This window comes from Rothia mucilaginosa ATCC 25296 (assembly GCF_000175615.1).
Classification (GTDB): domain Bacteria; phylum Actinomycetota; class Actinomycetes; order Actinomycetales; family Micrococcaceae; genus Rothia; species Rothia mucilaginosa.
The window spans coordinates 242,574-256,846 of record NZ_ACVO01000015.1 but is presented as its reverse complement, the minus strand read 5'-3'; the positions used below and the strand labels follow the sequence as shown (position 1 = coordinate 256,846).

Below are 14,273 nucleotides of genomic sequence, written 5' to 3'. Positions count from 1 at the left end.
TTATTCTATATATACCCCAAAGAAAAACGAGTGAATATTCTATATATTGCAGTTCTAGTGCGGTTTCTAGGGAGATTTAGCATATTTGACCGTCATCTAATTTCTTGCTCTGTCAAGCAATTTTCTCATCATGAAAAATGATGCACTCCAATGATTTTTTCATAAATAAATTCGTCCACTAGGCATAAAATCTACAACCTCACATTGAAGGGTAAAGAATATTAAAGCCACGCTTAAAAGAAACCTCCACCTCCTCATGAAACAAAAAACGCGGATACCCGAGACAACTCGAGTATCCGCGTTCTTTATCAAGGACCAGGCCGGGGCTCTAAACCCTCAACCTACCCCTCACGGCAGAAGCCTTAGTCCAGACCACGACCGTACTCATCCAGCGAAACAGCCATAAAGCCGCCGTTGCCGTAAGTGTACACCTCGTTATCCATCTGGAACGCGCTCTGGTAACCACCGAAAGTGTCCAGAGCCTGCATACGCTCAGCAGTAGCCTGGGCGCTGGGCTCAACCTCAATATCGTTGTAACGTGCCAGACCGGTACCGGCGGGAACCAGCTTACCGATGATCACGTTCTCCTTCAGGCCGAGCAGCGGGTCAGTCTTCGCCTCCATAGCAGCCTGAGTCAGGACACGGGTGGTCTCCTGGAAGGAGGCCGCCGACAGCCAGGACTCGGTAGCCAGCGAAGCCTTGGTAATACCCATCATTTCCGGACGGCCAGCTGCGGGCTTCTTACCCTCAACCAGTGCCTTACGGTTAGCAGTCTGGAAAGCAATGTTATCAACCAGCTCACCAGGCAGAAGATCGGTATCACCGGACTCAATCACGGTCACGCGACGCAGCATCTGGCGAACAATAACCTCAACGTGCTTGTCGTGGATTTCCACACCCTGCGACTTGTACACGCCCTGAACCTCGCTCACCAGGTGCTTCTGAGCCTCACGAGGACCACGAATACGCAGAACCTCCTTCGGATCAACAGAACCGGTAGCCAGCTGATCGCCAACCTGAACGTGATCGCCGTTCTGCAGCTTAGAAGCCGCACGACGCAGAACAGTGTAGGACTGGGGCTCGGAACCATCGTCCGGGGTCACCACAATCTTGTAGGACTTCTCGGTATCCTCAATGGTCACGCGACCAGACACCTCAGAAATCGGGGCAACACCCTTGGGGGTACGAGCCTCGAACAGCTCCTGAATACGAGGCAGACCCTGAGTAATATCGTCAGCCGAAGCCACACCACCGGTGTGGAAGGTACGCATGGTCAGCTGGGTACCGGGCTCACCAATCGACTGAGCCGCAATAATACCAACAGCCTCACCAATGTCCACCAGCACGTTCGAAGCCATCGAACGACCGTAGCACAGTGCACACACACCAATAGCGGACTCACAGGTCAGAACCGAACGAACGCGAACATCCTTCACGCCTGCCTTGAAGAGCTTCTCAATGAGCTCATCAGAGACATCGGAACCAGCAGCAGCCAGAACGTTGCCAGCCTCGTCCTTCACGTCAACCGCAAGGGTACGACCGTGAATCGAAGTCTCAACATCCTGGTGCAGACCGCCGTCCTCATCAATCAGAGGCAGAACCAGACCGCGGCGAGTGCCACAGTCGTGCTCGCGAACGATAACGTCCTGCGAAACGTCCACCAGACGACGAGTCAGGTAACCCGAGTTAGCGGTACGCAGCGCAGTATCAGCCAGACCCTTACGTGCACCGTGGGTCGCGATGAAGTACTCCAGAACCGACAGGCCCTCACGGTACGAGGACTTAATCGGGCGAGGCATAATCTCACCCTTCGGGTTCGACACCAGACCACGGATACCCGCAATCTGACGGACCTGCATCCAGTTACCACGTGCACCGGAGGTCACCATACGGTAAATGGTGTTCAGACCACCGTGAGAGCTCAAGTTCTCACGCATAGCCTCTGCAACCACGTCGGTAGCCTCGGTCCAAACCTTAATCAGCTCCTGACGACGCTCTTCGTCATCGATGGTACCGATCTCAAAGTCGTCCTGAATTGCAGCAGCCTGCTTCTCGTAGCGCTCCATAATTGCCGGCTTCTCAGCAGGAGTAGCAATATCAGAAACAGCCACGGTCACGCCCGAACGAGAAGCCCAGTAGAAACCGGAGTTCTTCAGGTTATCCAGAGCACGAGCCACAACATCCATCGGGTAGCGCTCAGCCAGATCGTTAATCAGGCTACCCAGGCCCTTCTTATCTGCCACACCGGAGAACCAGGGGTAATCCTTCGGCAGAGCCTGGTTGAACAGAACCTGACCAACGGTGCAGTCCAGCAGCACGGGGTCGCCAGCCTTGTAACCCTCAGGAGCTTCCCAGCCCTCAGGAGCAACAAACTGGTCACCATCAAGGCGAATCTTCACCTTGGTGTACAGCTCAATCTCGTGACGATCCATCGCCATCAGAGCCTCAGACACCGAGGAGAATGCGTGACCCTCGTTCTTCTGACCATCGCGAGGAGTCGTCAGGTGGAACAGACCAATGATCATATCCTGCGAAGGAACAGCCACAGGGCGGCCATCCGACGGCTTCAGGATGTTGTTCGAGGACAGCATGAGGATACGAGCCTCAGCCTGAGCCTCGGGAGACAGCGGCAGGTGAACTGCCATCTGGTCACCATCGAAGTCAGCGTTGAACGCGGAGCAAACCAGCGGGTGCAGCTGAATAGCCTTACCCTCAACCAGCTTCGGCTCAAACGCCTGAATACCGAGGCGGTGCAGGGTAGGTGCACGGTTCAGCAGAACCGGGTGCTCAGCAATAACCTCTTCCAGAACGTCCCAAACCTGCGGGCGGAAACGCTCAACCATACGCTTAGCGCTCTTAATGTTCTGAGCGTGGCTCAGCTCCACCAGACGCTTCATGACGAAGGGCTTGAACAGCTCCAGAGCCATCTGCTTGGGCAGACCACACTGGTGCATCTGCAGCTGAGGACCAACCACAATCACGGAACGACCCGAGTAGTCAACACGCTTACCGAGCAGGTTCTGACGGAAACGGCCCTGCTTACCCTTCAGCATGTCAGACAGAGACTTCAGGGGGCGGTTACCGGGGCCGGTCACTGGGCGACCGCGACGACCGTTATCGAACAGCGAGTCCACAGCTTCCTGCAGCATACGCTTCTCGTTGTTCACGATAATCTCGGGAGCACCCAGCTCCAGCAGACGCTTCAAACGGTTGTTACGGTTAATCACACGACGGTACAGGTCGTTCAGGTCGGAGGTCGCGAAACGGCCACCGTCCAGCTGAACCATCGGGCGCGGTTCCGGCGGAATAACCGGAACAACATCCAGAACCATACCCAACGGGGAGTTATCGGTAGTCAGGAAGGCGTTAACAACCTTCAGACGCTTCAGAGCGCGGGTCTTCTTCTGACCCTTACCGGTCTGAATGATCTCCTTGAGAGCCTCAGCTTCAGCCTCCAGGTCGAAGGACTCCAGACGCTTCTTAATAGCCTCTGCGCCCATCGCACCCTCAAAGTACAGGCCGTACTTATCAATCATGGAACGGTACAGTGCCTCATCGCCCTCAAGGTCAGCGACCTTCAGGTTCTTGAAGCGATCCCACACGCGCTCCAGGTGCTCAGCCTCACGCTCGTAGCGCTTACGCACCGACGCGAGCTGACGCTCAGCGTTATCGCGCAGCTTACGCTTCTCAGCAGCCTTGCCGCCCTCAGCCTCAATACGAGCCAGCTCCGCCTCAACCTCACGGCTGATAGCGTTCACGTCAGCGTTCAGAGCAGCCTCAAGCTCCTGCTTCTCACGATCGTGAGCAGCCTGCAGCATCGGCAGATCCTCGTGACGAGCCTCCTCGTCAACCTTAGTGATCATGTACGCAGCGAAGTAAATGACCTTCTCCAGGTCCTTCGGAGCCAGATCCAGCAGGTAACCCAGGCGGGAAGGAACACCCTTAAAGTACCAAATGTGGGTAACAGGAGCAGCCAGCTCAATGTGACCCATACGCTCACGACGTACCTTAGAGCGGGTCACCTCAACACCACAGCGCTCACACACAATGCCCTTGAAGCGCACGCGCTTGTACTTACCGCAGTAGCACTCCCAGTCCTTGGTGGGGCCGAAGATACGCTCGTCGAAGAGACCGTCCTTCTCGGGCTTCAGGGTACGGTAGTTGATGGTCTCGGGCTTCTTAACCTCACCAAAGGACCAACGACGGATGTCGTCGGCGGTGGCGAGGCCAATTCGCATCAAACCAAGCGAAGATTCGTTGGACATATCGGTCCTAATCTCTTTCTGTAAGTTTCTGAAGACTTGGGTTAGCGGGTGGGAACCCCACAACGCACGCGAGCGCATGCGGGGTTCCCCACCCTAGAAGGAGGCGGTGCTTATGCCTCGTCGACGGAGCTAGGCTCGTCGTGGGTCAGGCTCACGCCCATATCTTCTGCTGCCCGGAAGCCTTCTTCCTCCGAGTCGCTCATCTCAATAATCTTGCCGTCGGTGGAGAGCACCTCGACGTTCAGGCACAGAGACTGCATTTCCTTGATAAGAACCTTGAAGGATTCGGGGATACCCGGCTCGGGGATGTTCTCGCCCTTCACGATAGCCTCGTAAACCTTCACACGGCCCGCCACGTCATCGGACTTGACGGTCAGGATTTCCTGCAGGGTGTATGCGGCGCCGTATGCTTCCAGCGCCCACACTTCCATCTCACCGAAGCGCTGACCACCGAACTGCGCCTTACCACCCAGAGGCTGCTGGGTAATCATCGAGTACGGACCGGTGGAACGAGCGTGAATCTTGTCATCCACCAGGTGGTGCAGCTTCAGGATGTACTGGTAACCAACCGAAATCGGGTCCGGGAACGGCTCACCGGAACGGCCGTCAATCAGACGTGCCTTACCGGAACGGTTGATCAGACGGTCACCATCGCGGTTCGGGTTCGAGTGGTCCATAAGGTCGAACAGTTCGTCCTCGTGGGCACCGTCGAACACCGGGGTTGCCAGGCGGGTCGGGCCGGATTCCTTCGGGAAGTTCGGCATGTGCTTAAGCCACTCGGGCTCGCCCTCAATCTTCCAACCCTGCTTAGCCAGCCAACCGGTGTGGACTTCCAGAACCTGACCAATGTTCATACGACCGGGCACGCCCAGCGGGTTCAGGATGACGTCCACGGGGGTACCGTCTTCCAGGAAGGGCATATCCTCGATCGGCAGGATCTTGGAAATAACACCCTTGTTACCGTGGCGGCCTGCAAGCTTGTCGCCGTCGGTAATCTTACGCTTCTGAGCCACGTACACGCGGACCAGCTGGTTCACGCCCGGGGGCAGATCGTCCTCATCGTTGTTCTCGCGGTCGAAGATACGGATACCGATGACGGTACCGGACTCGCCGTGAGGAACCTTCAGGGAGGTGTCGCGAACCTCGCGAGACTTCTCACCGAAGATTGCGCGCAGCAGGCGCTCCTCGGGGGTCAGCTCGGTCTCGCCCTTGGGGGTGACCTTACCGACGAGGATGTCGCCAGCCTCAACCTCAGCACCGATGTGGATGATGCCACGCTCGTCCAGAGCCGAGAGAACATCCTCGGACACGTTCGGAATATCGCGGGTAATCTCCTCGGGGCCCAGCTTGGTGTCGCGGGCGTCAATCTCGTGCTCCTCAATGTGAATCGAGGTCAGCACGTCCTCAGAAACCATGCGCTGGGAGAGGATGATCGCATCCTCGTAGTTCAGGCCTTCCCACGGCATGTATGCCACGAGCAGGTTCTTACCCAGTGCCAGCTCGCCACCATCGGTGGAGGGGCCATCAGCAATAACGTCGCGGTACTCGACGCGCTGGCCTTCCTTCACCACAACGCGCTGGTTGTAGCAGTTACCCGGGTTCGAGCGGGAGAACTTCATGATCGGGTAGGTGGAGACAGAGCCGTCGTCGTTACGGACGATAACGGTCTTAGCGTCCACGGAGGAAACCACACCGGGCTTCTTCGCGAGCACGGAGTCACCGGAGTCCAGTGCTGCGTATTTCTCCATACCGGTACCAACCACGGGAGCCTCAGACTCCAGCAGGGGCACAGCCTGACGCTGCATGTTAGCACCCATCAGTGCTCGGTTAGCGTCGTCGTGCTCCAGGTAAGGAATCAGAGCGGTAGCAACAGACACCATCTGGCGCGGGGAGACGTCCATGTACTGAACGGCGCCGGGAGCAACCAGAACAGCTTCGCCAGAACCATCGCCCGCACGGCAGAGAACCTCGTTCTCAGCGAAGGTGCGGTCAGCGTTCAGCGGTGCGTTTGCCTGTGCGATAACAACAGACTTCTCGTCGTCAGCAGTCAGGTAGCGGACCTCATCGGTCACGCGGCCATCAGTCACCACGCGGTAGGGGGTCTCAATGAAACCGAAGGAGTTGATACGACCGTAGGTTGCCAGCGAACCAATCAGACCAATGTTCGGGCCTTCAGGGGTTTCAATGGGGCACATACGACCGTAGTGCGAGGGGTGGACGTCTCGAACTTCCATGCCTGCACGGTCACGGGACAGACCGCCCGGACCCAGTGCGGACAGACGACGCTTGTGGGTCAGACCTGCCAGCGGGTTGTTCTGGTCCATGAACTGCGACAGCTGAGAAGTACCGAAGAACTCCTTGATAGCCGCCACGACAGGGCGGATGTTCACCAGGGACTGCGGGGTGATAGCGTCCACGTCCTGGGTGGTCATGCGCTCGCGAACCACGCGCTCCATACGGGACAGACCGGTACGGATCTGGTTCTCAATCAGCTCGCCCACGGTGCGGATACGACGGTTACCGAAGTGGTCGATGTCGTCGATATCAATCTTGAGGGGGATTTCCTCGCCGTCACGGACGCCGGGGATGCTGGTCTCGCCTGCGTGCAGAGCGCAGAGGTAACGAATCATCTGAGCGATGTCGTCCTGGCTCAGAACGGAAGCCTCGGGGGAATCCATGGGAACGTCCACACCGAGCTTACGGTTCAGCTTGTAACGGCCAACCTTCGCCAGGTCGTAGCGGCGCGGGGTGAAGTACATGTTGTCCAGCAGAGCCTGGGCAGCTTCAACCGTCGGGGGTTCGCCCGGACGCAGCTTGCGGTAGATGTCCAGCAGAGCCTCGTCGCGGTCCTTGACGGAGTCCTTCTCCAGGGTTGCGCGGATGGAGTCGTACTGACCGAACTCAGCCAGAATCTTGGACTCGGTCCAGCCCAGAGCCTTCAGCAGAACAGTCACGGACTGCTTACGCTTGCGGTCCAGACGCACGCCAACCTGGTCGCGCTTATCAATCTCAAGCTCGAACCATGCACCGCGGGAAGGAATCACGCGGGCAGAGTAAATGTCCTTATCGGAGGTACGGTCCGGAGCCTTCTCGAAGTAAGCACCGGGGGAACGCACCAGCTGAGAAACGACCACACGCTCAGTACCGTTAATAACGAAGGTACCGGCCTCGGTCATCAGGGGGAAGTCACCCATGAACAGGGTCTGCTGCTTGACCTCGCCGGTAGCGAGGTTCATGAATTCAGCCTTAATGTACAGCGGAGCCGAGTAGGTTGCGTCGCGGTCCTTGCACTCCTCAACAGAGTACTTGGGGTCAGCAAACTCAGGCTCAGAGAAGGAGAGCTGCATAGTCTCCTGGAAGTCACGAATCGGGGAGATTTCTTCAAAAATCTCAGCCAGACCGGACTGAGCGGGGACAGAAGTGTCACCAGCAGCCTGCGCCTTCTCCAGACGCTCCGCCCAGCGCTCGTTACCAACGAGGCGGTCGAAGCTATCGGTCTGGATAGCAAGCAGGTTGGGAACCTTCAGCGGTTCGTTAATCTTCGCGAATGAAATTCGGCGCGAGACGTTCTCTGCGCCGTTAGCGGCGTCATGGTTAGAGGTGCTCGAAGCGACCAAAATGGGGATCCTTCCACAGACATGTCTGTTAGCAATCAGCCTCCCGGCGACATTACCGGCGACACGACAACCTCAGCCCCCGAATAGAACGGTGCTCGAAGCTATAGAGTCGGACGGAAAAACGTCACCTTCAGCCCGTGCCCACCGCTATATGAAGGCACAAAGGTTAGGGAAAGCGTAAATACTAACGATACAGGAAGAAAGCCCTTCTGTCTACCACACCCTCATCAGGAGTGCAAACCTGCCACAGCGTGCACCTAGCATTCCACCACATTCACAGCCAAACCACCCATGGACGTCTCCTTATAACGGTGAGACATATCCAAACCGGTCTGACGCATCGTCTCAATCACCTGATCCAACGACACACGGTGCGTACCATCACCACGCAACGCCATACGAGCCGCCGTCACAGCATTCGACGCAGCCATCGCATTACGCTCAATACACGGAATCTGCACCAAACCACCCACCGGGTCACACGTCAGACCCAGGTTGTGTTCCATCGCAATCTCAGCTGCATTCTCAACCTGCTCGGGAGTACCACCCATGACCTGCGCCAAACCAGCAGCAGCCATCGAGGAGGCGCTACCCACCTCACCCTGGCAACCCACCTCAGCACCAGAAATTGACGCGCGCTTCTTATACAGCACACCTACAGCAGCAGACGCCAAGAAGAAATCAACAACCGCCTGATCACGAGCAGCCTGACCGCAATGGCGAATACCCTGCGTGTAATTCATCGCGTAATGCAACACCGCAGGAATAATACCCGCAGCACCATTCGTCGGAGCAGTCACCACACGACCACCAAAAGCGTTCTCCTCATTGACCGCCAAAGCAATCAGGTTCACCCAGTCAATAGCGAACTCAGGAGACTTCGAAGGATCCTCCACCATCAAATCGCGATGCCACGCACCCGCACGGCAACGCACCTTCAGCGGACCCGGCAAATACCCCACACGCGCCAGAGAAGAGCCAATGCACTCCTTCATCACACGGTAGATATGCAAGATGCCGTCACGGACCTCTTGCTCAGAACGCAGAGAACACTCATTCGCCATCTTCAACTGCGCAATCGACAGACCAGACTCATTCGCCATCTCCAGCAGCTCAGCAGCCGAACCAAACGGATACGGAGGGTTCATCAGCGACGCACAACCGGTCGCCTCCTCATCACCCTCAACAATGAAACCGCCACCAATCGAATAGTAAGTGCGCTCCAACAGCAGCTGCTCACCCGCAAACGCCGCAATCTTCATACCGTTCGTATGGCGCGGAAGAACCGTCAACGGACGCAGGGTCATATCCAGCTCACGGTAATTCACCACCGGGCCGTATACCTTCTGCTCCTCACCACCGGGCGCAGTCACACCGTACGCAGAGGACGGATAACCAGCCAACGGCAAAGTACCATCCACGCTATTGCGCTCAATCATCGCCTCAGAATCAGCGATATTGATAGTCTCCGGAACAAAACCACACAGGCCCTTCAACGCAGCACTCATCGTACCGTGACCAGCACCCGTAGCCGCCAACGAACCATACAGGTCAACATGCACACCCGTCACACGGTCCAGCAGGCCCTCATCAATCAGCTCCGCCACAAAACGGTTCGAAGCGCGCATCGGCCCCACCGTATGCGAACTCGAAGGCCCCACACCAACGCTGAACATCTCAAAAACACTGATGTCATACGGCAGAGCCTCTGCCTTCTTCTGGGCGCTGCTGGGCGCGCTCTGGTTAATAGCCACGTTCTGTCCTTCAAATAAATAATGTCTGTGCACCGCACCAAAAGATACGCGCCCCTCAACGGAGGAACCACACATCAACCTGCGGTCTATAAGTGCGGACAATCACCCTTGACTGGCCGCTCTAATCCTAACGCACTTCAGAACCAGCACAAACTAAGGCTCAGAACACCTCATACACTCCCCCACCACTCAACGCCCACCTCACGGCGCAGAAAAGGCGCCGTGCCCACACAGGACACGACGCCTCTACCCTACAGATTACCTGCAGAAAAACTCTTACTTCTCACGCTTGTAGAACGGCAGAGCCACAACATCAAACGGAGCACGCTTACCGCGGATATCAACATCCACAGTAGAACCAACCTCAGAGAATTCACGGTTCACCAGCGCCATAGCAATCGGGAAGCCCAGAGTCGGGGAAGGAATACCGGAGGTAACCTCACCAATCTCATTGCCCTCAGCATCCACCAGCTTAGAACCGGCACGAGCAGGACGCTTCGCCTGAGCCTTCAAACCAACCAGGATGCGCTTCGACTCGCTCTTAGCCAGCTCAGTCAGAGCCTCACGACCAACGAAGTCAGCTGCCTTCTTCTCCAGAGCAATCTCAACCAGACGGCCCAGACCGGACTCAAACGGAGTAATCTCAAGACCCAGCTCATGACCGTACAGCGGCATACCAGCCTCAAGACGCAGGGAGTCACGAGAAGCCAGACCGGCAGGAATCATACCGAAAGGCTCACCAGCAGCAGCCAGCTTATCCCACAGCTCAACAGCGTTCTCATTCGGAACGAACAGCTCGAAGCCGTCCTCACCGGTGTAACCGGTACGAGCCAGCAGAACATCAACACCGGCAACAGTCAGCGGCACCGAAGCGTAGTACTTCAGCTCGCGGACAGCCTCCTCATCAGAAACACCAGCAGCCAGCAGAATCTCCTCAGCACGAGGACCCTGAACAGCCACCAGGGAAGTCTGCTCCGACTCGTTCACGAACTCAACGTTGAAATCGCCCAGGCGCTCGCTCATCGCAGCGAAGTCAGTGTCAATGTTCGAAGCGTTCGGAACGACCATGAACTCCTCATCGCCCAGACGGTAAGTAATCAGGTCGTCAATCACGCCGCCCTTGTCGTTGACCAGGATCGAGTACTTTGCCTTACCGACCTTCAGGATGGACATGTTCGACACCAGAGCGTAATCCAGGAACGCGCCCGCATCCGGACCGGTCACACGGAACTCACCCATGTGGGACAGGTCGAAAATACCGGCACGAGTACGGACCGCCTCATGCTCAGCAACATCATTAGCGTACTTCAGGGGCATATCCCAGCCGCCGAAGTCGGTGAAAGAAGCGCCAAGCTTCTCGTGGACAGAGTACAGAGAGGTCTTCTTGGGGGACATTAGATTCTCCTCACGCACAGCCTTGTGCTGTTATCGTTCAATCGTCGTAGATTTAGTTCACCTCCACAGACACGAGATACGCTGCGGAGGCGATCCCCACCCGCCCCCAGGAACCTGAGGACGGGTGAGGCAGGTAGACCGCTACAGCCTACCCAGGAGCGTTACAGGCTCCTTATGCTTCCAGGTCGAAAGCCTCCATCGGGGGGCATTCGCACACGAAGTTACGGTCACCGCCAGCGCCATCAATACGACCCACCGAAGTGAAGTACTTATTAGCGCGCAGGCTCGGGACAGGGAAAGCTGCCTGAGTACGGCTGTAGGGGCGATCCCACTCATCAGCGCTCACCACATCAACGGTGTGCGGTGCGTTGCGCAGAACCGAATCCTCCACAGCGACCTTGCCCTCAGCCACCTCGATAATCTCATCGTAGATGGTCTCCATTGCTTCAATGAAGCGGTCCAGCTCTTCCTTCGACTCAGACTCAGTCGGCTCAACCATCAGGGTGCCCGGAACCGGGAACGCCAGGGTCGGAGCGTGGAAGCCGAAGTCCATCAGACGCTTGCAGACATCCTCAGCAGTCACGTGAGACTGATCGGTCAGCTGACGCAGGTCCAGGATGCACTCGTGAGCGACCAGACTGCCGGGGCCGGTGTACAGCACCGGGTACTTGTCGTTGAGCTTCTTCGCAATGTAGTTAGCGTTCAGCACCGCGTACTGCGAAGAGTCCTTCAGACCCTGAGCACCAGTCATCGCAATGTACATCCAGCTAATCGGCAGAACACCGGCAGAACCGAAGAACGCCTGCGAAATCGGCAGTGCAGCATCGTTGGGGAGCTTACCCTCAGCATCAGCGCGGTATGCGTCACCGGGCAGGAACTTCGCCAGGTGCTCACGAACAGCCAGCGGACCAACACCGGGGCCGCCACCACCGTGAGGAATGGAGAAGGTCTTGTGCAGGTTCAGGTGCGAAACGTCGCCACCGAACTTACCGGGCTGAGCGAAGCCCATCTGAGCGTTCAGGTTCGCGCCATCCAGGTACACCTGGCCGCCAGCCTCGTGAACCAGCTGGCAAACCTCAGCAACCTGCTCCTCAAACACACCGTGAGTGGAGGGGTAGGTAATCATGATGCCGGCAACCTTGGGACCGTACTTCTCGATCTTTGCCTTCAGGTCGTCAACATCAATCGAACCGTCAGCCGCAGTTGCAACACCGGCAACCTTCAGACCAGCCAGAGCAGCAGATGCCGCGTTGGTGCCGTGAGCAGACAGCGGAATCAGGACGGTATCGCGCTCGTGGTCACCGTTAGCCTCGTGGAAGGAACGGATAGCGCGCAGACCAGCGTACTCACCGGTCGCACCCGAGTTCGGCTGCAGCGAGATAGCATCGTAACCGGTAATAGCAACCAGCCACTCGCTCAAATCCTTAATCAGCTCATGCCAGCCCTTAGCCTGATCCTCCGGGACCAGCGGGTGAATGTTCGCGAACTCGGGCCAGGAGATGGGCTCCATCTCAGCAGCCGCGTTCAGCTTCATGGTGCACGAACCCAGCGGAATCATGGTGCGGTCAAGCGCCAGGTCCTTATCAGCGAGGTGACGCAGGTAGCGCATCATCTCGGTCTCGGAACGGTACTTGTGGAAAATCGGGTGCTGCATGTAGTCATCGGTACGCAGCAGCTCAGCGGGCAGATCGTACTGTGCATCTGCCTCACCCAGGGTGCCGCCCAGAGCCTCAACCAGGCCCTTGAGCAGCTCCTCACCGTGAGACTCACCCACGGAAATACCGACGCGGTTCTCGTCGAAGCGGCGGATGTTCACGCCAGCTTCCAGAGCCTTCGCAACCAGCTCGTCGGCACGGCCAGCAGCCTCCACCACGACGGTGTCGAAGAAAGTATCGTGAGCGATACCGTAGCCCGCAGCCTTCAGCGCGGTAGCAACACGAGCGGCATTAGTGTGCAGGCGGTTCGCGATAGCGCGCAGACCCTCAGGACCGTGGTACATCGCGTAAGCACCAGCAACAATCGCCAGCAGAGCCTGAGCAGTACAAATATTGGAAGTAGCCTTCTCACGGCGAATGTGCTGCTCACGAGTCTGCAGAGCCAGACGGTACGCAGGCTTACCAGCCGAATCCTTAGAAACACCCACCAGACGGCCAGGCATGGTACGCTCCATGCCCTTGTGAACAGCCATGTACGCAGCGTGGGGGCCACCGAAGAAGAAGGGCAGACCGAAACGCTGAGTGTTACCCACAGCGATATCAGCGCCCAGCTCACCCGGAGACTTCAGCAGGGTCAGAGCCAACAGGTCAGCGACCACAGTGACCAGGGCGTTACGCTCCTTAGCGGCCTTAATCAGCGGCTCAATATCGCGAATATCGCCTTCATTGCCGGGGTACGCCAGGACGATACCGTACAGGTCGCCCTCGGGCAGACCCTCAGAGAAATCAGTAATGACGAAGGGAATGCCGAGCATCTCTGCACGGCCGCGAGTCACCGAAATAACCTGAGGCAGGCAACGGGAGTCAATCGCGAAGAAGCCATTCTTCACCTTGCGGTTCGCACGGTGCATCATGACAGCTGCCTCAGCTACTGCGGATGCCTCATCCAGCAGGGAGGAGTTTGCAATCTCCAGGCCGGTCAGCTCCATCACGGTGTTCTGGAAGTTCAGCAGAGCCTCCAGACGGCCCTGAGAAATCTCAGCCTGGTACGGGGTGTAAGAAGTGTAGAAACCGGGGTTTTCCAGAATGTTACGGCGCAGAACCGCGGGAGTTACTGCATCGTAGTATCCGGCACCAATCATCTGGGCGAGAACCTTATTCTTCGCAGCATAGCCGGCAATCTTTGCCTGAGCCTCATGCTCCGACAGCGGAGCAGGCAACTGCAATTCGCCGTCAAGGCGAATCTGGGAGGGGACGACAGCGTCCATCAGCGCATCCAGGGAAGAGTATCCCAGGGTTTCGAGCATCTGCTCTGCGTCTGCGGAACGGGGGCCGAGATGACGATCAATAAAGGACATAGGATTCTCCTATTGGTCGGCGCAAACCGTAGAGGGGTCACGTCGCGCTATTGCGACGAGTCGAACGCTTTAAGTGTCCCACATCTCCGCAAAGTTTCGCTAGCTTTACCAACATTTGACATGCCCAAACATCAGACTCTTCTGCCCCGACAAAGCTCACCCCTGTTAGACGAAAAACAGTAGAAAAGCACAAAGTCCGGCTCGTTCCCTCCGAAGAGAAAACGAGCCG

The 14,273-nt window shown here is 57.2% G+C and carries 5 protein-coding genes; all 5 read right to left on the bottom strand.

Features of this window, described 5'->3' with window-relative positions; all coding sequences use genetic code 11:
* Positions 1 to 362 precede the first annotated feature (362 nt).
* Complete coding sequence (locus tag ROTMU0001_RS04555; RefSeq protein ID WP_005508393.1) at positions 363 to 4,265, bottom strand: DNA-directed RNA polymerase subunit beta'; 3,903 nt, start codon at positions 4,263 to 4,265, stop codon at positions 363 to 365.
* A gap of 110 nt (positions 4,266 to 4,375) precedes the next feature.
* On the bottom strand, positions 4,376 to 7,882 hold the full coding sequence (gene rpoB, locus ROTMU0001_RS04550) for a DNA-directed RNA polymerase subunit beta (RefSeq protein ID WP_005508392.1): 3,507 nt from the start codon (positions 7,880 to 7,882) through the stop codon (positions 4,376 to 4,378).
* A gap of 257 nt (positions 7,883 to 8,139) precedes the next feature.
* Entirely contained in the window at positions 8,140 to 9,636 is a 1,497-nt protein-coding gene (locus ROTMU0001_RS04545; RefSeq protein ID WP_005508391.1) for an L-serine ammonia-lyase, read from the bottom strand.
* A 276-nt stretch (positions 9,637 to 9,912) separates the two neighbouring features.
* Positions 9,913 to 11,031 carry a glycine cleavage system aminomethyltransferase GcvT gene (gene gcvT, locus ROTMU0001_RS04540; RefSeq protein WP_005508390.1) on the bottom strand — a complete coding sequence of 373 codons (1,119 nt, stop codon included), beginning with the start codon at positions 11,029 to 11,031 and terminating at the stop codon, positions 9,913 to 9,915.
* A 172-nt stretch (positions 11,032 to 11,203) separates the two neighbouring features.
* A complete protein-coding gene (gcvP, locus tag ROTMU0001_RS04535; protein ID WP_005508389.1) occupies positions 11,204 to 14,044 on the bottom strand; it encodes an aminomethyl-transferring glycine dehydrogenase in 2,841 nt (946 codons plus the stop codon).
* Between the last annotated feature and the right edge of the window lie 229 nt (positions 14,045 to 14,273).